The sequence below is a fragment of the Hymenobacter jeollabukensis genome (assembly GCF_005771675.1).
GTDB classification, from domain to species: domain Bacteria; phylum Bacteroidota; class Bacteroidia; order Cytophagales; family Hymenobacteraceae; genus Solirubrum; species Solirubrum jeollabukense.
In genome coordinates, this window is the sequence record NZ_VAJM01000001.1 from 912,187 (window position 1) to 934,179 (window position 21,993).

Consider the following 21,993-nt stretch of genomic DNA (forward strand, 5'->3'; position numbering starts at 1 on the left):
CCTGGGTTGACTACGCTTCCTCGCTCGCAACTACGGAAGCCGGGGAATGAGATTCGCAGCACTGGTTAAATGTATTGGTTGATGATGTTTTCCAGCCACTCCTGCTTGCCGCTGCGCGGCGTCGGCTCGCCGTGCGCGTGGGCAATGCGGCGCAGATCTTCCAGGGTCAGCTGGCCTTTTTCAAATGCCGCGCCGTCGCCCGCGTCGAAGGAGGCGTAGCGCTGCTGGCGGAACTGGCGGTAGGGCGACTTTTCCAGGATGTCGTTGGCCACCACCAGGGCGCGGGCAAAGGCATCCATGCCGCCGATGTGGGCAATGAAAATGTCCTCCAGGTCGGTGCTATTGCGGCGGGTTTTGGCGTCGAAGTTGATGCCGCCGTGCTTGAACCCGCCGTGCTCCAGGATGATGAGCATGGATTCGGTCAGCTCGTTCAGGTTCACCGGAAACTGGTCGGTGTCCCAGCCGTTCTGGTAGTCGCCGCGGTTGGCGTCCATCGAGCCCAGCATATCGGCGTCGGCGGCCACCTGCAGCTCGTGCTGGAAGGTGTGGCCGGCCAGCGTGGCGTGGTTCACCTCCAGGTTCAGCATGAAGTCGTCCTGCAGGCCGTACTCCTTGAGGAAGCCGATGACGGTGGCCGCGTCGAAATCGTACTGGTGCTTGGTGGGCTCGGCCGGCTTGGGCTCGATGAAAAACTTGCCGGTGAAGCCCTGCTTGCGGGCGTAGTCGCGGGCCATGGTCAGGAAGCGGCCCATGTGCGCCAGCTCGCGCTTCATGTCGGTGTTGAGCAGGGTCATGTAGCCTTCGCGCCCGCCCCAGAACACGTAGTTCTCCCCGCCCAGCGCGATGGTCGCGTCCAGGGCGTTGAGCACCTGCGTGCCGGCGTGGGCCAGCACCTGAAAGTCGGGGTTGGTGCTGGCGCCGTTCATGTAGCGCGGGTTCGAAAACACGTTGGCCGTGCCCCAGAGCAGCTTCACGCCCGTTTCCTGCTGCTTCTGCCGGGCGTAGTCCACGATGGCGGCCAGGTTGCTTTCGTACTCGCGCAGCGAGGCGCCCTCGTCCACCAGGTCCACGTCGTGGAAGCAGTAGTAGGGCGTGCCGATTTTGGTGAAGAACTCGAAGGCGGCGTCCATTTTGTCCTGGGCGCGGCCGAGGATGTCGGCGTGCTGGTCCCAGGCAAACTGCTTGGTGCCGGGGCCGAACGGGTCGCCGCCGGTGCCCACGAAGGTGTGCCAGTAGGCCGTGGCGAAGCGCAGGTGCTCCTTCATCGTCTTGCCGGCCACGACGCGCGACTCGTCGTACCACTTAAAAGCCAGCGGGTTGTCCGACTCGCGGCCTTCGAACTGGATCGGCGCAATGCCCTTGAAATACTCGGTTTGGGAAAGCGTGCTCAGCGCCATGATGAGGTAAGAAAAAAGGGTGTTAGGTAATGCTTGGTCAGGTTCCCGGAGCCGGCGGCGGGCCGCCGCACTCACCTTCGGCGGGCAGCCGCCGGCCCGGAAAGCCCGAAGTTCGGCGGGGTTATTCCACCAGCAGCTTGCTGGTAATCAGGCTGCCGTCCTGCTCGGTGAGCTGCACCACGTAGAGGCCGCGGGCCAACTGGAGCTGCAAATCCACCGCCGGCTGCTGGCGCAGGGCCTGCTGGTGCACGGTGCGCCCCAGCCGGTCGACGATGCGCAGCTGCGTGATAGTCTGGGTGCCGGTCAGGCTGAAGCGGCCGTCGGCCGTGGGGTTCGGAAACAGGCGCACGGTGGTTTCCTGGCCGTTTTTGACCTTCAGCACGGTGGTGCGCACGTAATTCTGCAGCCACACGAAGGCCGTGCGCTCGGTGTTGTCGGCGTTGGCCAGGTAGGCGCCCTGGGCAGTGCGCCAGTGGCCGGGACGGTAGCCCCAGAGGGTGATGCCCTTCACGCCCGGGTGCGTCCACAAGGTGGGGAAGATGCGCTGGTACTCGGCCAGCTGAATGGCGTCGTCGAGGTTGCTGCTCGCGTCCACGCCGTCGATGTCCAGCTCGGTGATGTAGAGCGGCTTGCCGGCCGAGGCCAGGGTGGTCAGATTGGCCGCCAGCGTGGTGGCCGGGATGCCACGCGTCTCAAACGCGTGGCCCTGAATGCCCACGCCGTCCACCAGGTTGCGGGCCGTGAGCAGGTTGATCAGCGTGAGGTAGCGCTGGGCGTTGGTCGTGTTGGTGATGACGCCGTAGTCATTGATCATCAGCTGGGCGTTGGGGAAGTACTGCCGCGCCAGCGTGAACGAGGTGATGACCCAGTCCCAGCCGGTGGCGCCGGCCCCGCCGAGGGCGTTGTAGTAGTTGCCGGCGCCGCTGCCGGGCGTGTTCGGCCCGTTGTTGCCGGTCGAGCCGTTGAGCGGCAAGTCGTTCAGCGCCTCGTTCACCACTTCGATCTGCGCAATGTTGGGGTAGCGCTGGGCCACGGCCTGAAACCACTGGTTGATTTCGGCCAGCTGGTCGGCGTCCGACAGCGTCTCAATCCAGATGGGCTGCTGCGCCCCCCAGATCAGCGTGTGCATCTTGAACGGAATGCCGTTGCGCTGGGCCAGGGCGTAGGTCGAGTCCAGCTCGGCCCAGTTCATCTGGTTGCGGGTGCCTTCCACCGAGCCCCATTTGCCCGCGTTTTCGGGCGTCACCTGGTTGAAGTACTTGTTGAAAAACGGCTTCTGCGGGGTGCTCCACACCCCGCCCAGGTACTTGGGCTTGCCCTGGGCCATCGGCGGGCCGCTGGGCGTGAAGGTGACGGGCGGCGTGGTCGAGCCCTGCTGGCCTGCATCGAGCTGGGCCGGGGTAAAGTAGATGCCGGTCTGGCCGAACACCAGTTTGTCGATGTCCAGGCCGTCTTCGCGGGCGCCGAGCTGGAAGGTCTGCGTCAGCGCCCCGGCGGCCACGGTGAAGCTGACGGGCGCTTCCCCGCCGTTGAACTTGGAAAGATTCAGCCACTTCCACACGCCCGTGCCCGCGCCGCCGGCCCCGTCCACGGCCACGTTGCCGGCGGTGCTGGCGTAGCCCACCGCGTTCAGGTTGTTGACGGTAATCCAGTTCGTGTCGTCGGCGGGCAGCTTCGTACCGAAGCCGTTGGCGTAGTAAAAGCTGTCGTCGTTGGCCCCGGCCGGCCCCACGCGCACCCGGGCGTAGAGGTCGTAAGAGCCCGCGCCGGGAAACGTCACGGAGTAGTTAATCACGCGCGCCGCCGTGCCGGGGTTCTGGGCGTTGATGGTGGCCGTGGGCGTGATGGTCACGTACTGCACCCCGCTGGCCGTCTGGCTCAGCCAGTCGGTGCCCAGCGTGCCGCCTTCGGCCTGCTGAATCACGGGCGCGTTTTGGGCCTGCGCAGTTTGGGTGCCCAGGCTCAGCAACCCGAGCAGGCCCAGCAGTAAAGTAGTGTTTCGGTTCATATATGGTGTTGGGGATGCGGGCCGTAGGGCCCCGGTGGCAGTAGATTCGGAGGATAATTGCGGAGCGGCCCGGATGGGTTTAGCCCGCAGAAGGCGCGGAGGCCGACTATTTCACAGCCAGCTGGGCCGTAGCCGGCGCGGCGGCCCCCAATTGCTGACTGCGGGCCGAGGGCAACGAGCCGCCCACGGCCACCGTCACCGGCCCCGAGGGCGCCACGCTGCGGCCCTGATCATCGATGCGGGCCAGCTGCTCGGGCGTGAGGGTGAAGCGCAGCGTCTGGCTGGCGCCGGGGGCCAGCTGCACGCGGCGGAAGCTTTTCAGCGCGTAGAGCGGGGTTTGCTGACCTTTCGGAGCAGTGTGGGTGAGGTAGAGCTGCACCACTTCCTCGCCGGCCATTTTGCCGGTATTGGTCACGGTGGCTTCCACCTCCACCGGCTTGCCCTTGGCCAGTTTCTTGGGCAGCTTCAGGCCCGAGTACTCAAACTTGGCATAGCTCAGCCCGAAGCCGAAGGGGTACATCGGCTCGGCCTGCAGGTAGCGGTAGGTGCGCCCGGTCATGCCGTAGGCCTCGTAGGCGGGCAGTTGGTCCAGGCTCTTGGGAAAGGTTATCGGCAGCTTGCCCGAGGGCGCGGCCTTGCCGAAGACCAGGTCGGCCACGGCGTTGCCGCCTTCCTCGCCGGGGTACCAGGCCAGCAGCACCGCGTCGGCCAGCTCGTGCACCTCCTGCAGGTTCATGGGCGAGCCGCCGGTGATGATGGCCACGATGGGCTTCTTGTTGTCCTTGCGCAGCTTGCGCAGGAATTCCAGCTGGTTGGCGGGCAGGTTGTAGTCGAGCCGGTCGCCGTAGGTCGTGGAGGAAATCGACTCGCCCTCCTCCCCTTCCATCAGCCCGTTGATGCCCAGTACCACGAAGGTCGCGTCGGCTTCCTGGGCGGCTTTGGTGGTCCAGTCGATGGGGTTCTGGTTGGGTTTGTCGAGCAAAGTGCCCTGCCGGTACTGCACCTGGCTGCCGGCCGCCGCCCCGCCCACCAGGCCCTCCAGGATGGTGGTCATGTTGCGGTTCACGCCGTAGTAGTTGCCCAGCAGCGCCTCCAGGTTGCTGGCGTTGGGCCCGGTCACGAAGTACATCGGCAAGTCGTTGCGCAACGGGAGCACGCCGTTGTTTTTCAGCAGCACCATCGACTTCAGAGCCGCTTCCCGGGCCAGGGCGCGGTGCTCGGCGCTATTCACCACCGAGGCCGGAATCTTGTCGTAGGGCGAGGCGCCGGCCGGGTCGAACAGGCCCAGGCGGAAGCGGGTGCGCAGCAGCACGGCCAGGGAGCTGTCGATCTGGGTTTCGGTGACGAGGCCCTTCTGCACGGCTTCGGGCAGGTAGGGGTACACGCTGCCGCAGTTCAGGTTCACGCCCCGCTTGAGGGCCAGCGCGGCGGCCTCGGCGGGCGTTTTCACCACTTTGTGGCCCTCGTAAAGGTCCACCAGCGCCCAGCAGTCGGACACCACGTGACCCCGGAACTTCCACTCCTGCCGCAGTACCGTGTTGAGCAGGTACTGGTTGGCGCAGCACGGCTCGCCGTTGGTGGCGTTGTAGGCGCACATCACCGCTTCCACCTTCGCCTCCTGCACCAGCGCCTGGAAGGCCGGCAGGTAGGTTTCGCGCAAATCGTGCGGGCTGGCCTGGGCGTTGAACTCGTGGCGCAGCTTTTCGGGTCCGCTGTGCACGGCGAAGTGCTTGGCGCAGGCCGCCACTTTCAGGTGCTCGGGGTCGGGGCCCTGCAGGCCGCGCACGAAGGCCACCCCCAGCCGCGAGGTCAGGTAGGGGTCTTCGCCGTAGGTTTCCTGGCCGCGGCCCCAGCGCGGGTCGCGGAAGATGTTCACGTTGGGCGTCCAGAACGTGAGGCCGCTGTAGCGCAGGCGGTGCCCTTTGGCCACGGCCGTGTTGTACATGGCCCGCGCCTCATCCGAAATGGCCGTCGATACGCGCAGGGCCAGGTCCTCGTCGAAGCTGGCGCCCAGGCCGATGGCCTGCGGAAACACCGTGGCCTCGCCGGCCCGGCCCACGCCGTGCAGGGCCTCGTTCCACCAGTTGTAGGCCGGCACGTTCAGCCGCTCGATGGCCTTGCTGTTGTACATCATCTGGTCGGCCTTTTCGGCCAGGGTCAGCTTGCTGATGTAGTCGTTGACGCGGGCGTTGAGCGGCTGGGCCGGGTCGAGGTAGAGCGGGGCCACGCTGGCGGGGGCCTGGGCCTGCGCGGCCAGTGGCAGCATCAGGGGCAGAGCCAGCAGCGCGGCGGCCAGCGGCAGGAAAGGCTTGGAATTCATGGCAAACGGTGAAGAATTCGGCGGCAATGACTACGGCGAGAGTTAAAATCAGCGTGCTTTCGCAGCGGAGGGGCACAGGCTGTTATACCCGAGCTTGACGCGGCAGCTTGAATCGATAAAGGATCCGGCAGCGGCGGCAAAACCGGCAGCTTCCCCTGTCACTCACCAGGAGGAAGCTGCCGGTGTCAGTCAGAGCCCCACTGACTCTGAGCTGCGCCGCAACCATCGGCACGGGGCACCCAGCGCAGCCGCCGAAAGCAGTGTTTCGGGCGCTGCGCCGCTACATTCCCCTGTTCCCGCCGCCGCGTGGCGGCAAGTGCGCGGCACCGGGCCGACGAGTTCCCACGCTCGTCGGCTGGTCGGGCGCATCCGTGCCGGGGTTGCTATCCGGCCCGCAGTGGGCCGGATGCTCGGGGCGCCGCCACATTGAGGCGACGCCGGTAGTTGTTAGTTGGAAGTTCGGAAGGGCGAGGCCGGCAGCCCCGCCTTGTTGTAGAGGTTGGCGCCCTCGGGGTTGTCGGCCCAGGCGTAGCGTACGGCCACGGGGTTGGGCACCTGCTCGCTCCAGACGACCACTTTGTCGCCCTCGATGCGGGCCTGGGCCCACTGCCACTGCTGGTCGGCCCCGGCAATGGCAAACTGCTTCAGCTCGCCGCCGCCCTTGGCCACCAGCCCGCCGCCCAGCTCCGTGAAGCTGAGCGTGACTTTGTTGCCGCTGACTTTCATGCCCTGGTACAGCGGCCCGGAGGCTTCTACTTTCTCGCCGTAGGCTTCGCGCTCGGCCTGCAAAGCCAGGCGGTGGCCCACGGTAGCCTTGTCGAGCGGGTGAATGTCGTTCCACTCACCCAGGTCGATGGCCACGGCCATACCGGTGTGGGGCACGGCCAGGGTGCGGCGCTGCTGGTCGCGCAGCTCGGCCCAGCTGCTTTCGGTGGGCTGCGGCTTCACGGCCATAAAATTGGCCAGCTGCACGTACAGGAAGGGCAGGTTCGGCTGTTGCCAGGTGCGGCGCCAGTCCCCAATCAGGCTGGTCATCAGCGGCAGATATTCCTTGGGCGCCTTGGTATTCGATTCGCCCTGGTACCAGATGACGCCCTTCACGGCGTAGGGTGCCAGCGGGGTCACCATACCGTTGTAGAGCACGCCGGGCTGCCACTGCCAGAAGGTAGGCCCCGCCAGCGGTTCCGATTTCATGCCCAGGCGCATCTGCCACTCCCCGCGCAAATCCACTTTCTGGCCGGCGGCCTGCAGCTCGTAGGTTTTTTCGGGGGTGAAGCCGCCCCGGCCGGCGCTGTTGATGACGCGCACCACCAGCAGGTTTTTGCCCGGCTTGAGCGTCGTGGCCGGCAGCTCGTACTTGCGGGGCGGGTACTGGTAGCCCGTCGTGCCCACGAACTTACCGTTCAGGTACACCGAGTCGGCATCGACGATGGTACCTAGCTCCAGGCGGGCGGGCTGCCCCACCATGCTGGCCGGCACTTCGATTTCGCGGCGCAGCCACACCACGCCGTTCACCGGGCCCAACCCTTGTTCGGACCAGTAGCCGGGAATGCGCATGGGCTGCCAGCCCGAGGCGTCGGCGGTGGGCAGGTACCAGGGCGTCTGGCCCTTGGCCGAGCCTTGGTCCTGCTGGCGCGCGTTGCGGTACCAGGCCACGTCGCGGGCCCGCTCCTGCTGCTGCACGCCGGCCACGTAGAGGCTGTCCTTGATCTGCTGGGCGCGTTTTTCGTAAACGGGGAAGCTTTTCAGGGCGTCGGCGCTCAGCCAGGCTTCGGCCGGCGAGCCGCCCACGGCGGCCCGGATCAGGCCGATGGGCACTTTGTATTTGGCGTGCAGCTCCTTGGCGAAGAAGTAGCCCACGGCCGTGAATTGCAGCACCGATTTGGGGTCGGCGGCGGTCCAGCGGCCCGAGGGCAGGTCGTTCTGCGGCCCGCGGTTGCTGTAGCGGGTCGGCGCGTCGAACTGCCGGATCTGCGGGTTCGTGGCCTGGGCCACCACCTCGGGGTACTTGTCGCGCACCCGCGCCATGGGCAGCTCCATGTTCGACTGGCCCGAGCACAGCCACACGTCGCCGACGAGAATATCTTTGAGGTCCAGCTGGTTGCTGGCCTTAATGATCATGGTAAAGGGGCCGCCCGGCTTCAGCTCGGGCAGCTGCACCTGCCACTTGCCGTCTTGGCCGGCGGTGGCGCGGTAGGCTTTGCCCTGAAAGCTCAGCGTCACGGCTTCGCCCTTGTCGGCCCAGCCCCACACCGGCACCGAGGTACCGCGTTGCAGCACCATCCCGTCGCTGATGAGGCGGGGCAGGCGCACGGCGGCGTAGGCCGGGGCAGCAGTAGTGAGGGTGGCGGCGCAGAGCACCAGACGAAACAAGTTGGGCATGGGTGGTTGGGAATTGGAGCGGTGGTAGCGCGGTTTTAGCCGCAAGTCCGGTTGAGCTGGCCGGGGCAGCCCGCCGACGGATGGCAGTCGGGAGCTAACCCTGGCACAACGTGCCGGGTTGAGTAAGCGCCTTTGCGGCGCAGGCTTGGTCTAAATTGGCAGCCGATAGCCTGCCCCGGCAGCCCGGTGCGTGCGACCCGCACGCACCGGGGCAGCGCGGACGGCCAAAAGCATGGCTGCTCAGGTTGAGCAGCCATGCTTTTCATTGCCCTATTGGTAGTTAGGGTTCTGGTACGTCGCTTTTACATCAGCTGACACGTCCATGCGGTCGAGCTGCACCTGCGGGATGGGGCGCAGGTAGTGGTAGGGCATGATGGTCCGCGTGACGGTCTGCGGCGTATGGTCGCCGTAGTTGACGCCGCCGATGCTGTAGGTGCCGGCCAGCTCGTTCCACTTCTGGGTGCGCACCAGGTCGAACCAACGGTAGCCTTCGCCGAAGTACTCGCGCGAGCGTTCGGCCAGGATGTAGTTGATGTCGATGGTGGCCGGGGTGGCCGCTACCATGGCGGCGCTGTTGTCCTGGTTCTTGACCACGTTGCCGTTGTTATCGAAGCGCCACTTGCCGGCGCGGGCCCGAATCACGTTGATCAGCTCCCGGGCCGTTTTGCCCGAGCGCGGCGTGGCGCCCTTCACGGCGGCTTCGGCCGCTACGAAGTACAGCTCCGAGAACTTGGCGATGTTGAACGGGCGGGTGCTGCCGGCGTTGGGCTGGCCCAGGCCGGTGCCGTTGTCGGTGCGGTAGGGACCCAGCTTCCACAGGCCCGGGTACACGATGCGGCTGATGCCGCGCGGTCCAACCACGTAGTCGGCCCGGCCGGGCAGCGTGCCGGCCCCGACGCCGCTGGCCCCGCCCCCGGAGCCGTAGTTAATGGGCGTAGCCGGCTCGGCATCCAGGAACGTCAGCACCGCGTTGCCCGGCGTTATCGGCAGGCCGTTGGCGTTGTTCAGGGTGGCCGCCGTTACGCCCGTACCGGTTTTCAGCCAGTTGCCGCGGTACACCGTGGTGAAGGTGCCGTCGTAGCGCGAGTCGTTGGTTTTGTCGGCGAAGGTATTTTCGATGGCGCCGATGGTGGGCGCCATGCGCACCCAGGGGCGGCCCAGCGGCTGCACGGCTTCGCGCTGCACCGAGGATACCCCGTTGCTGCGGATGGCGGTGTAGTTCCAGGTCAGCATCCAGCCGGCGAAGTTGTCGGGGGCGCCGCCGCTGCCGAAGGTGAGGCTACCGCCGTTGTACTGCTCGCTGGCTTCGGTGTGGTCGGCGTACAGCAGCATTTCGCTGTTGCGGTCGTTGGTGGCCACGTTCACGTCGTAGTACGTGGGCTGCAGGCGGAACAGCCCCGGGTTGTCGATGGCGTCGGCGGCTACGTCGTAGGCCTTCTGGTAGTACCACTGGGCGTTGTGGCCGTCCGGGTCGGTGCGCGGGGTGGCCGGGTAGGTCGGGATGTTGTTCGGGTTTTCCAGCCACCAGGCGTAGGTCAGGTAGGCTTTGGCCAAGTGCAGGCGGGCCGCCGTTTTGGTTACGCCGCCCGTCACCCGCCCATTGGCCGGCAGGTCGTTGATGGCCTGCAGCAGGTCGGGGAAAATGGCTTTGGTGTACACCTCGGGCACCGTGTTGCGCACCGAGGTCCGGACCGGGTTGTTGTTGAACTTCAGCTCGCCCGCCCCCAGGTCCAGCGGCACGCCGCCGAAAGTCTGCACCAGCAGGAAGTAGTCGAAGGCGCGGAAAAACTTGGCCTCGGCAATCAGGGCCGGCGAGATGGTGCCGACCGCCGTGGCATTCTCGATGATGCCGCTGGCGGTGTTGATGTTCGGAAACGCCGCCACCCAGAGGGCGTCGGCCCGGCTGTTGGTGGCGTTGAGCGCCGCCCGGCCGGAGTAGTCCATGGCCAGGAAGTTTTCGTCGGCGCTCTGCCCGTAGGTTACTTCATCCGTCCCGGTCAGGGTGGTGTTGTAGTAGTAGGCGTTGCCGTAGATGTAGCGCAGGTGGGCGTACAGGGCCGTCAGGCCGCCGCTGACGCCCCGCTCCGTCTGGAAGTAGCTCGGGTCGTAGGTGGCGCGGGGCTGTTCGTCCAGCAGTTTGTTGCAGCCAGGCGTGGCCAGCGAGATGACGGCCGCCCCGATCAGAAAAGTTAGGTTAACGCGTTTCATGGTGGGAAGCAGTGCTTAGAAGGTGACGTTGAGCCCGGCCAGGAAGGTGCGGGTGGCCGGCGCGTTGGTGCCGATGGTGAGCAGACGGCGCGGGACGCCCGTCGTCACGGCCACGTTTTGGTCGGCGTACGAGTTGGTTTCCGGGTCCATGCCCGACTCTTTCTTGTAGGGCGAGAAGAACACGAAGGGGTTCTGCGCCGTCACGTACAGCCGCAGGCGGCTCACCCCGGCATTCTTCAGCCAGTCCATCCGGTCGAAGTTGTAGCCCAGCGTGATGGTGCGGATTTTCAGGTAGGAAGCGTCGAAGTAGCCGAGCGTAGAGGCGTACTTGAGGTTGTCGCCGCTGCGGATGCTGGCGGGGTTGGGGTACTGGGCGTCGGTGTTTTCGGGCGTCCAGTAGTCCACTTTCACGTTGCCGCGCCGGCCGTTCATCAGGTTCAGGTAGCCCGAGGCGCCGTAGAGGGTGCTGTTGAGCAGGCCGCCGTTCTGGAAGGCCCCCACCGCGGTCAGGTCAAAGCCTTTGTAGGCCAGCCGGGTGTTGAAGCCGCCCTGAAACTTGGGGTTGGTATCCAGCACCTGCCGGTCGTCGGCCCCAATGGCGCGGGTCGGGGTGCCGTCGGGGTTGGTCGGGCCGGTGTACTTCACCTTGATCATGCCCACGGTGTTGGTGCCGGGCTCCAGGATGCTGCGGTACGGGTCGTCCTGCTGCCACAGGCCCTGCTTTTCGTAGTCGTAGATGACGTTGATGGGCTTGCCCACGAACCACCAGTTGTTCTTGTCGTCGGGCTGCGAGCCGGCCAGCGAGGTAATCTTGTTGCGGTTGGTGTACAGGTTCAAGCCCGCTTCCCAGGTAAAGCCGTCGGGGTTGCTTAGAATGACCCCGTTCAACGACAGCTCAACCCCCTTGTTCTGGGTCGAGCCGATGTTGGTGGTGAAGGTTTCCACGCCGGACGTGTAGGGCAGCGGCAGCCCCAGCAGCACGTTCTCGGTATTGGTCACGTAGTACTCCACCGTACCCGACAGCCGGTTTTTCAGCAGCGCGAAGTCCAAGCCGTAGTTCCAGGTGTTGGAATATTCCCAGCCCAGCTTGGGGTTGGGCAGCTGGCTCACGTACAGGCCGGTCTGGAAGTCGGAGCCGAAGTTGTACGGCCGGGTCGAGAGCAGGCCCAGGGTGGCGTACGGCCCGATGGACTGGTTGGACGTGCGGCCGAAGCCGGCGCGCAGCTTGAGCATGTCCACCACCGACAAGTTCTGCATAAACCCTTCCCGGGCCACGTTCCAGCCCACCGATACGGCCGGGTAGGTGTTCCACTGGTAGCCCTTGGCCAGCACCGAGGAAGCGTCCGAGCGCACCGTGGCCGACAGCAGGTACCGGTCGTCGTAGGAGTACATTACCCGTCCCATGTACGAGAGCAGGCCGAATTTGCGGTAGAGCTGCTGGTTGGGGTCGACGGTGATGTTTTTCGCGTCGGCCTGGCCGATGTTGTAGTACTGGAAGGCGTCGTACGGAATGTCGCGGGCCGCCAGCTGCGTCTGGTTGAACAGGTTATTGGACGCCGAGTACAGGCCCACCGCGCTGATGGTGTGCTTCTCGGCGAAGGTGCGGTCGTACATCAGCAGGTTTTCCACCGTCCAGTCGGTGGTCACCTGGTTGCTCACCGAGCCCGTGGACACGTTTGCCGGGTCGATGGCATTGACGCCCCGGCCGGTGAAGGCCCCGTTCTGGCTCTGGCGGTAGTTCACGCCCAGGTTGAGGCGGTAGCGCAAGCCCTCAATTCCCGGAATCTTCAACTCGCCGAAGAGGGTGTTGTAGCTGGCCAGGCTCTTCGTTTCGTTCAGAAACTTGTCCTTGTTGGCCTCAATTGTCTCTTTCGTGTACACCCACTGGTCATCCGCCGCCATCTTAATGACGCGCTTCAGCGAGCCGTCGGGGTTGTAGGGATTGGCGATGGGCGAGGAGTTCAGCGTGGGGTACAGCCCGATGTTGGCGCCCTGGGTGCGGTTGTAGCTGTTGTTGACGGTGAAGCCCAGGCGCACGTACTTGCCCACGCCCTGGTCCAAGGAGCCGCGCACGGTGTAGCGGGTGTACTTCTGGGTCGGCACCACGCCGTCTTCCTGGTAGTAGCCCGCGTTGAAGTTGTAGCGCCCGTCCTGGGTGCCGCCGTTGATGCCCACGTTGTGGTTCATCTGCCGGCCGGTCTTGTAGAGCAGGTCCTGCCAGTCGGTATCGACGTCGTTGGCTTCGTCGGTCCCGTTGGCGGGGTACAGGTTGGCCGCCTTGCGCAGGGCCACAAACTCGGGCCCGGTCATCATCGGGTAGCGGGAAAACACCGTCTTCACGCCCACGAACCCGTCGTACGACACTTGCGGCTTTTGCCCGCTCTTGCCCTTCTTCGTCGTCACCAGGATAACCCCGTTGGCGCCCCGCGAGCCGTAAATGGCCGTGGCCGAGGCGTCTTTCAGGATGTCGACGCTCTGGATGTCGTTGGGGTTGATGTCGCCGATGGAGCCCGGGAACGGAATGCCGTCGAGCACCACTAGCGGGTCGTTGGTGGCCAGGAGCGAGCGGGTACCCCGAATCCGGATTTGGGTGGCCGCGCCCGGCTGCGAGGACGACTGCGAGAACTGCACGCCCGGCAACCGGCCCTGCAACGACTGCGAGATGTTGGCCGCCGGCACTTCGCGCAGGTTGTCCCCGCTGATCGACGCCACCGAGCCCGTTACGGCCTCGGCCCGCTGCGTGCCGTAGCCCACCACCACCACTTCGTTGATGTTCTGCACGTCCTCCAGCAGCTTCACGTCGACCGCGCTGCGGCCGTCCATCGGGATGCGCTGGGAGCTGTAGCCCACGAAGGAGTAGGTGAGCGTGGCCCCGGCGGGCACGTTCTGCAGGTTGTAGATGCCCTCGGCGTTGGTAGTCGTACCCTGCGAGGTGCCGGTCACCACTACGCTCACGCCCGGCAGGCCGGAGCCATCGGCGCCGGTCACGCGGCCCGATACCGATTGCGTAGCTTGGGCCACGGCGCTCAGCGGCGCCCCGGCAAAGGCGAGCGGCAGGGCCGCGGCCGTCAGCAGCGGCCAGCTGAGTTGCAGGGCCGTTCTGCGTAAAGGTGTAGTCATGGAAGTGAGAGTGGGAATTGTGGAAAGGTAGGAGTCAGTCAGGGCTCCGGCCGCGCTAGAAGCCGATGGAGTTGCCGCCGTCGACGGGCAGCGAGGCGCCGGTGATGTAGCGGGCCGCGTCAGAGGCCAGGAAGGCGGCGGCGCGGCCGATGTCCTCGGGCTGGCCGAAGGAGCCCATCGGGGTGCGGCGCAGGGCGCGGCTTTTGCGGTCGGGGTCGGCGTTCATGGCCGTGCGGCTCATCTCCGTCTCGATAAAGCCCGGAGCAATGGCGTTGACGCGCACGCCGTGGGCCGAAAACTCGGAGGCCAGCACCTTCACCATGCCTTCCACCGCCGATTTGGAGGCCGCGTAGGCCACCACGCGGTCGATGCCGTAGTAGGCGGCCATCGACGAAATCATCAGGATGACGCCCTGGCGCCGGGCCACCATGCGCTGGGCCGCGGCCCGCGTGAGGGCGAAGACCGCGTTGAGGTTGGTATTGATGATGCGGGCAAATTCCTCGTCGGTGACCTGCAGGGCCGGCTTTTTCATGTTGATGCCGGCGTTGTTGACCAGCACGTCGAGCGGGCCGTAGGTGGCTTCGATGTGCGCCACGAGCCCGTCGAGCCCGGCCAGGTCGCACACGTCGTTGACGAGGTACTCAGCCCGCTCGCCCAGGGCTTGCTTGGCGTCCTTCAGCACGTCCTCGCGGCGGCCGGTGATGATGACCGTGGCGCCGGCTTGCGTCATGCAGCGCGCTATTTCCAGCCCGATGCCGCTGCCGCCCCCGGTCACCAGGGCCAGGCGCCCCTCCAGCGAAAACGCCTGCTCGTGCGCCACCTGGCCGGTGGTTTTCGGTCCCAGGGCGTCGTGGTGACCGTGTTGGCTGAGGAGTTCGACAATGTTTTCCATCAGGAAGCGGAAATAAAGGAGTTGAAGCGGGGGAAGAAGGATTAGCGCAGCTGGTAGATGTCGACCAGCCGCTTCACGTCGGCGAGGGTGCGCTGGGGCGGCGCGAAGGGCGCCGGAATGGGCCGGCGGGCGTAGGTCTGGAAGTAGAGCACGCAGGCGTCGCGCCACCAGAGGGCTTCCTTGTATTGGGTTTGCAGGCGGGCCGTCACGTCGGCGTGCAGGGCCGGGTCCACCTTGGGCTGCACCTGCGCCCACTGCCGCTGCAGCCACAGCACCGAGTCGGCGCCGGTGTAGTAGCGGGTGCACAGCTCGTCCCAGAGGGTGCGGCCGGTGCGCAGACGCTGGCGCCAGGGCACGTGGTGAAACCAGAGCAGGTAGTCCGGCGCAATCGTTTGCGCGTTGCCCCACAATTGTTGCACCTCCGGCTTGTACAGGGCCAGGGCGTTGGAGCCGGTGGCCGTGCGGTCGAAGCCCAGGCCCACGGAGTCGGCGCGGTGGTAGTAGATGGCCGTCCAGTCGGGGCGGGCGCTGCGCTCCAGCCAGGGCTGCGGGCCGTAGTGAATACCTTCGCCCATGATGTGGTGCAGGCCCAGCGGCGCGGTGTAGCGCACGTAGATGCGGCGTGTCTGCTGCAGGAGGCCGGCAATGGTCTGCACCGCCGGCGGGTCGGTGGTGAGGGTCTGCCGGGTCCATTCTGCGGCAATGGCTTCCGAACCGAGCGTGTGGTCCCAGGCCAGGCGGCCGAAGGCGTACCAGTTGGCCTGCCCGATAGGGTGGCCGGTCCAGTTGCGGTCGGCGCCGATGTTGGCTACGCCCGCCATGCCGCTCACCGCGTGCTGGTCCACCGAGCCGTCGACCACGCGGGCCACCGTCGAGCCTTTGCCCTGGGCGTAGGTATCCGAATCCAGGCACTCCTTGATGAGCGGGGCCAGGTACACGGCGTGGGTGGCAAAGCCCAGGTATTCCTGCGTGAGCTGCACTTCCAGCACCAGCGGGGTGCGCGGCATGGCCCCGAACAGCGGGTGAAACGGCTCCCGGGCCTGAAAGTCAATCGGCCCGTTCTTGACCTGCACCAGCACCTTCGGGGCGAACTTGCCGTCGAGGGGCAGAAACTCAGCCGAGGCGGCCTTGAACCGGTCACCCTTGGGGTCGGCTTTGTAGACGAAGGCCCGCCACATCACCAGCCCGTCGTGGCCTTCCAGGGCGGCGGCCAGCATGTTGGCCCCGTCGGCGTGGTTGCGGCCGTAGTCCTGCGGGCCGGGCTCCCCTTCCGAGTTGGCCTTCACCAGAAAGCCGCCGAAATCGGGAATGATCTGGTAAATCTCGTCGGTCTTGGCCTTCCACCACTGCCGCACCTGCGGGTCGAGCGGGTCGGCGGTGGGCAGCCCGCCGATAACCTTGGGCGCGGCCCAGAACACCGACAGGTACACGCGCTGCCCGTAGGGGCGCAGCACGCCGGCCACGGCGGCCACCTTGTGCAGGTACTCGGTGGTGAGCAGGCGCGGCGAGGCGTTGACGTTGTTGAGCACCGCCCCGTTGATGCCCACCGAGGCGTTGGCGCGGGCGTAGTCGCGGTAGCGCGGGTCCACCACTTCCGGCAGCTCGTACCACTTCCAGATCGAAGAGCCCGCGTAGCCGCGCTCCACCGTGCCGTTGGGGTTGTCCCAGTGGTTGAGCAGGCGGCGCTGAATCTTCGGTACGCTGCTGATTTTCAGACCTTCAAGCAGCTGCCGCGTCTGCACCTGCCGCAGCAGGGCAAAGGCGCCGTAGAGCACGGCCACGTCGCGGCGGCCGGTAATGACGAGGTTGTTTTTGTCGTCGTAGAGGCGGTAGCCCTCCTCCCCCAGCCCGGCGTTGTCGGGCGCCTGGGCGTCGACCCGCAGAATGATGCCGCCCTTCCTGCCCTTGGCGTCGCCGATGACCGGCACCGGCTGGCCCAACAGGCCGCTGAGGCCCGTTTGCAGCTCGTCAGCGGCGGCTTTCAGCGTCGCCGATTGGCCGCTGACGCTGACGAACTGCGCCGCCTGCTGGTACTGCTTGCGCTGCCCCGCGTCCCCGATCAGGTCGTACTTCAGCCACAGGCGGTAGCCGTCATCGGCCACGCCGCGGGTGGCGGCGCAAACGAAGAGGCATAGCAAAAGCAGGCAGGTACGCAGGGACATCGTGGTGCGGGAATGCGGGGAAGCGGAGGCGGGAAACTGGCCCGGGAAGGCCGGCAGTAGTGCGCGCAGCGGCGCGGGCGCAAGGGGCACGTGGGTTTAGTTCAGCAACCAGGCCGCGGCGTGGGCCGCCGAGCTGGCCGAGGCTGCAGGCGCCGGCTCGATTTCGAGGGAGCGGCGGATGCCCAGCTCCAGGCCGCGCAGCTCGGCCAGGCCGCGCAGGCGGCCGATGGCAGAGTAGCCGGGGTAGGTTTTCTTGTTCAGGTCGTCGAGCATCTGGTGGCCGTGGTCGGGGCGCATGGGCAGCTGCGGCTGCCCGAAGCCCTTGCGCTGCCGGCGCTGCTCCTGCAGCACCAGCTCGCGCACCACCGCGTACATGTCCACGTCGCCGGTGAGGTGGTCGGCCTCGTGGAAGTTGCGCGGGTTGTCCTCGCGCTTGGTGGCCCGCAAGTGCACGAAGTGAATGCGGTGCCCGAGTCGGCGCACGATGCCCGGCAGGTCGTTGTCGGCGCGCACGCCCAAGGAGCCGGTGCAGTAGGTGATGCCGTTGCTGGGGTGGTCGTAGGCAGTCAGCAGGGCCGTCAGATCGGCTTCGGTGCTCACCACGCGGGGCAGGCCCAGCAGCGGGTAGGGCGGGTCGTCGGGGTGAATGCAGAGGTTCACGCCCGCTTCGGCGGCCACCGGGCCCACCTGCTGAATGAAGTAGTGCAGGTTGGCGCGCAGCGCGTCGGCGTCGATGGCGGCGTACTCGTCGAGCAGCTGCTGGAAGCCGGCCAACTCGAAGGCTTCTTCCGAGCCGGGCAGGCCCAGCAGCACGGTGTCGGCGAGGTGCTGGCGCTCGGCGTCGCTCATCTGCGCGTACTGGTCGCGGGCGGCGGCCCGCACCTGGGGCTCGTAGTCGGCCGCGGCGCCGGGGCGCTGCAGGATGTGGAGGTCGAACACGGCAAAGTCCTGCCACACGAAGCGCAGGGCCCGCGAGCCGTCGGGCATTTCGAAGTCCAGGTTGGTGCGCGACCAGTCGAGCACCGGCATGAAGTTGTAGCAGACGGTGCGCAGGCCGCAGGCGGCCAGGTTGCGCAGCGAGGCCTTGTAGTTTTCGATGTACGCGTCGCGCGCCGGCAGGCCCTTCTTGATGGCCTCGTGCACCGGCAGGCTCTCCACCACTAGCCAGTGCAGCGGTGAGTACTCACTATTGCCGGCTTCGATTAGCTGCTGCCGGGCCCGAATATCTTCGACCGACCACATCTCCCCTACCGGAATCTGGTGCAGGGCCGTTACGATGCCGGTGCAGCCCGCCTGGCGGATGTGGGACAAGGGAACCGGGTCGGTGGGGCCGAACCAGCGCATGGTGGGAAGCATACGCGTACTATGGTAAAGTACAATTGAACAGCTGCCTACCCAGGTTGTTGCCGCAATTTGCGTGGGAACGTTGCGGGGGTGGGTGAGTGCTGACTTATGACCGAAGATAGCCGAACGATTTCCGGAAAATCCAGTCCGAAAACCGCTATAACTCGCTGATTTCAAATAAAAAATACCGCAAACGTTTCCGAAAACGGTTTCGATAGGTATCTTTAGCGCCCGGCCATGGAAAAAATTTTCCTACGTCTATCTTCAAATAATCAAAGGCCACCTGGCCCTTGATTTTCGCTCCACCTGCCCCGGATTTTCAAAAAATCCCATTCCCACGCCCTACTTCTATGATGAAGTGCAGCAAATGCAACTCCCCCGACGGAGTGCAGCGCGCCGGCTTTATTCGCGGCCGGCAGCGTTACTTCTGCAAGCTCTGCGACTACCATTTCATTGACCAGAAGCTGCCCCGTACCCCGGAGCGCCGCAGCCACCAAACTACCATCAGCGACGTGGCCAAGGTGCTCGGCGTGGCGCCCAGCACCGTTTCGCGCGCGCTCAACGGCCACGCCGACATCAACACCAACACCCGGCAGGCCATTCTGGAAGTGGCCCGGCAGCTCGACTACCAGCCCAACCTGCTGGCCCAGAGCCTGAAAAGCAGCGCCACCCACACCATCGGCGTGGTCATCCCCGACATCGAGCGGCCGTTTTTCGCCACCTGCGTGAGCGGGATTCAGCAGGTAGCCTCGGAGGCGGGCTACCGCGTGATGATCTGCCAGTCGAAGGAGTCGTACGAAATGGAGGTCAGCAACGTGCAGGCCCTCATTGCCTCGCGCGTCGACGGGCTGCTGATCTGCCACTCGCGCGAGACGGAAAACTTCGACCACGTGCGCCCGGCCGCCACCCGCGGCGTGCCGGTGGTGCACTTCGACCGGGTGTGCGACGAGGTGGAAACGGCCAAGGTGATACTGGACGACTGGAACGGCGCGTACAACGTGACGGAGCACCTGATTGAGCAGGGCGCCCGGCGCATTGCCATTCTGGCCGGCCCCGAAAGCCTGCTCATCAGCCGCAACCGCCTGGCGGGCTACCTCAGCGCCCTGACCAAGCACCGGCTGCCGGCCCTGCCCGAGCTGCGGACCCACATCAACTTCCGGCCCGAATCGGCGGTGGCGGCCCTGGACCGCTGGCTGGCCCTGCCCGAGCCGCCCGACGCCATTTTTGCCATCAACTACACCAACGCCTTTGACTTGCTGGTGGCCCTGAAGGAACGCCAGGTGCGCGTGCCCGAGGAAATAGCGGTGGTGGGCTTCGGCGACGAGTTTATGGCCGCCATGATCGAGCCCGGCCTGACCACCGTCAACCTGCACCCGCACCGCATCGGGCAGCAGGCGGCCCGACTGTTCCTGGAACAGGTGGAGCAAAAGGAGCGGTTTCAGCCCCGCACCTTCGTCGTCAGCGGCGACCTGATCATCCGCAAATCCTCGCTGAAAGGCCTGGGCGGCGTGTTTTCGCTGGACATTTAGACCCGGCCCGGCATCCACTGTCATCCGCTTGCCAAAGCCGCGCTACTGCTGGAAATCAGCTGCCTCGTGGTGAGTGAATGAGCCCTTCTGACGAAGCGGTAGCGCAGCTTCGGCGGCGCGGATGGCAGCGGAAGCAGGCCGGTCTTTTGTAGTTCGGGCAACCTGCCGGACAAGCTCTTTTCTGCGTCGGGGCGGCCAGCCTGCCACCGACCTTCTAAACAGCTTCTATGCAACGATTCCTTTTATTGGCCGCGGGCGCCTGCCTGCTGACTCGGTTGAGCCCAGGGCAGTCGGCTGCGCTGCAACGCTTTCCGGCCACGGCCGTGGAGCTGCTGCCGGGCCCGTTTCAGCAGGCGCAGCAAACCGACAAGGCCTATCTGCTGGCCCTCGACGCCGACCGGCTGCTGGCGCCTTACCGGCTGGAGGCGGGCCTGCCCTCGAAGGCAGCGCGCTACGGCAACTGGGAAAACACCGGCCTCGACGGCCACATCGGCGGGCACTACCTCTCGGCCCTGGCGTTGATGTACGCCGCCACCCACGACGCGCAGGTGCAGCAGCGCCTGACGTATATGGTGACGGAGCTGGCCCGCTGCCAGCAGCAGAACCCGGACGGCTACCTCGGCGGCGTGCCCGGCGGCCGGGCCATGTGGGCGCAGGTCAAGGCCGGGCAGATCAACGCCAACAGCTTCGGGCTGAACCAGAAGTGGGTGCCCTGGTACAACCTGCACAAAACCTACGCCGGCCTGCGCGACGCCTACCTCATCGGCGGCAACCAGCAGGCCCGCACCATGCTCATCCGCCTCACCGACTGGTGCCTGGACCTCACGGCGGGCCTTTCGGACGCCCAGATTCAGGACATGCTGCGCTCTGAGCACGGCGGCCTGAACGAGGTGTTTGCCGACGTGGCCCAAATCACCGGCGACAAGAAATACCTCACGCTGGCCCAGCGCTTTTCGCACCAGGCCGTGCTGACGCCGCTGCTGGCCCGGCAGGACGTGCTCAACGGCATGCACGCCAACACCCAGATTCCGAAGGTCATCGGCTTTGAGCGCATTGCGGAGGTGGGCGGCGACCCGGCTTGGCGCGGGGCGGCGGAATTTTTCTGGCAGACGGTGGTGGACCGCCGCACCGTGTCCATCGGCGGCAACAGCGTGAGTGAGCATTTCAACCCGGCCGGCAACTTCACGTCGATGCTGGAAGGCGTAGAAGGCCCGGAGACCTGCAACACCTACAACATGCTGAAGCTCACCCAGCAGCTGTACCTGCAGAGCGGCGCCCCGCGCTACCTCGATTTCTACGAGCGGGCCATGTACAACCACATCCTCTCCTCGCAGCACCCAGGGCCGGCGGGCGGCTTCGTGTACTTCACGCCGATGCGCCCGCGCCACTACCGCGTGTATTCGCAGCCGCAGGAGGGCTTCTGGTGCTGCGTGGGCTCGGGCCTGGAAAACCACGCCAAGTACGGCGAGCTGGTGTACGCCCACCGCAAGGAGCAGGAGTTGCTGGTGAACCTGTTCGTGCCTTCCCGCCTGAGCTGGCCCGAGCAGGGCCTGACCCTGACCCAGCAAACGACCTTTCCGCAGGAAGAACGCTCCCGGCTAGAGCTGAAACTCAAGAAGCCGCGCACCTTCGCCCTCAGCATCCGGCAGCCCGGCTGGCTGCCGGCGGGCCAGCTGGCGGTGCAGGTAAACGGGAAACCCGTGACGCCCGCCGCCACCGCGCCCGGCTACCTCACGCTCACCCGCAAGTGGCGCACGGGCGACGTGGTGACGCTGGCGCTGCCCATGCACACCACCGCCGAGGCATTGCCCGACGGCTCGCCCTGGGTATCCTTCGTGCACGGGCCCGTGGTGCTGGCCGCCGCCACCGATACCACCGACCTGCGCGGCCTGCGCGCCGACGGGCAGCGCATGGCCCACGTGGCCAGCGGCCCGCTCTACCCGCTGGAAGAAGCCCCGGTGCTCGTCACGACTACGCCCAAGGACGTGGCCGCCAGCATCCGGCCGGTGGCGGGCCAGCCGCTGACGTTTACCGCCGCCGGGCTGAGCGGCGCCGAACGGTACCAGAACCTGCGGCTGGTGCCCTTCTACCAGATCCACGACGCCCGCTACATGGTATACTGGCCGGTGACGACGCCCGAGGGCCTCGCGGCCCGCACCGAGGAAATCCGCCGCCGCGACGCCGAGAAGCGGGCCCTCGAAGCCCGCACCGTCGACCAGGTGACGCCCGGGGAGCAGCAGCCCGAGTCGGACCACGGCTTCCGGGGCGAGCAGACGGAAACCGGCCTGCACCGCAACCGCCACTGGCGCCACGCCGCCGGCTGGTTTAGCTACCAGCTGCGTAACCCCGAGCGTGCCGCCCGCACCCTGCGCGTCACCTACGCCGGTGGCGACAAGGGCCGGCGCTTCACGATTCTGGTGAATGGCGCGCCGCTGAGCCAGGTAACGCTGACCGGCAACCCCGAGGGCAGCTTTTACGACGTGGAATACCCGCTGCCCGAAGCCCTGCGCCGCGCCCCGGCCGCCACCTCGCTCACCGTGAAGTTCGAGGCCGCGCCCGGCTCCACGGCCGGCGGCGTGTACGACGTGCGCCTGCTCCGCTAAGCCTGATCAGCAATGACAACCCGACTCC

General features: G+C 66.2%; 11 protein-coding genes. 2 read left to right on the forward strand and 9 right to left on the reverse strand.

Annotated features, from left to right (window positions below):
* Positions 1-65: 65 nt before the first annotated feature.
* From xylA to uxuA, 9 genes are all read right to left on the reverse strand, one after another.
* Positions 66-1,397 carry a xylose isomerase gene (gene xylA, locus FDY95_RS03870; RefSeq protein WP_138075384.1) on the reverse strand — a complete coding sequence of 444 codons (1,332 nt, stop codon included), beginning with the start codon at positions 1,395-1,397 and terminating at the stop codon, positions 66-68.
* A gap of 121 nt (positions 1,398-1,518) precedes the next feature.
* A complete protein-coding gene (locus FDY95_RS03875) occupies positions 1,519-3,405 on the reverse strand; it encodes an endo-1,4-beta-xylanase (protein ID WP_138075385.1) in 1,887 nt (628 codons plus the stop codon).
* A 106-nt stretch (positions 3,406-3,511) separates the two neighbouring features.
* The gene (locus FDY95_RS03880; protein ID WP_138075386.1) at positions 3,512-5,725 is read right to left on the reverse strand and encodes a glycoside hydrolase family 3 N-terminal domain-containing protein; all 2,214 of its coding nucleotides are present in this window, start codon (positions 5,723-5,725) and stop codon (positions 3,512-3,514) included.
* A 447-nt stretch (positions 5,726-6,172) separates the two neighbouring features.
* Entirely contained in the window at positions 6,173-8,107 is a 1,935-nt protein-coding gene (locus tag FDY95_RS03885) for a sialate O-acetylesterase (protein ID WP_138075387.1), read from the reverse strand.
* A 270-nt stretch (positions 8,108-8,377) separates the two neighbouring features.
* Positions 8,378-10,315, reverse strand: a complete 1,938-nt coding sequence (locus FDY95_RS03890) for a RagB/SusD family nutrient uptake outer membrane protein (RefSeq protein ID WP_138075388.1) — start codon at positions 10,313-10,315, stop codon at positions 8,378-8,380.
* Between the two features lie 15 nt (positions 10,316-10,330).
* Positions 10,331-13,435 carry a SusC/RagA family TonB-linked outer membrane protein gene (locus tag FDY95_RS03895; RefSeq protein WP_138075389.1) on the reverse strand — a complete coding sequence of 1,035 codons (3,105 nt, stop codon included), beginning with the start codon at positions 13,433-13,435 and terminating at the stop codon, positions 10,331-10,333.
* Positions 13,436-13,490: 55 nt separating this feature from the next.
* Positions 13,491-14,327: an SDR family NAD(P)-dependent oxidoreductase gene (locus FDY95_RS03900; protein WP_138075390.1), complete on the reverse strand. Its 837-nt coding sequence runs from the start codon at positions 14,325-14,327 to the stop codon at positions 13,491-13,493.
* Between the two features lie 41 nt (positions 14,328-14,368).
* Positions 14,369-16,489: an alpha-glucuronidase family glycosyl hydrolase gene (locus FDY95_RS03905; protein WP_138075391.1), complete on the reverse strand. Its 2,121-nt coding sequence runs from the start codon at positions 16,487-16,489 to the stop codon at positions 14,369-14,371.
* Positions 16,490-16,585: 96 nt separating this feature from the next.
* Positions 16,586-17,845 carry a mannonate dehydratase gene (gene uxuA, locus FDY95_RS03910; RefSeq protein WP_138075392.1) on the reverse strand — a complete coding sequence of 420 codons (1,260 nt, stop codon included), beginning with the start codon at positions 17,843-17,845 and terminating at the stop codon, positions 16,586-16,588.
* 338 nt (positions 17,846-18,183) lie between these two features.
* Here uxuA and FDY95_RS03915 point away from each other — a divergent pair, with 338 nt between their 5' ends.
* Both FDY95_RS03915 and FDY95_RS03920 read left to right on the forward strand, forming a co-directional pair.
* The gene (locus FDY95_RS03915) at positions 18,184-19,362 is read left to right on the forward strand and encodes a LacI family DNA-binding transcriptional regulator (RefSeq protein ID WP_138075393.1); all 1,179 of its coding nucleotides are present in this window, start codon (positions 18,184-18,186) and stop codon (positions 19,360-19,362) included.
* Between the two features lie 227 nt (positions 19,363-19,589).
* Positions 19,590-21,965, forward strand: a complete 2,376-nt coding sequence (locus FDY95_RS03920; RefSeq protein WP_138075394.1) for a glycoside hydrolase family 127 protein — start codon at positions 19,590-19,592, stop codon at positions 21,963-21,965.
* Positions 21,966-21,993: the final 28 nt, after the last annotated feature.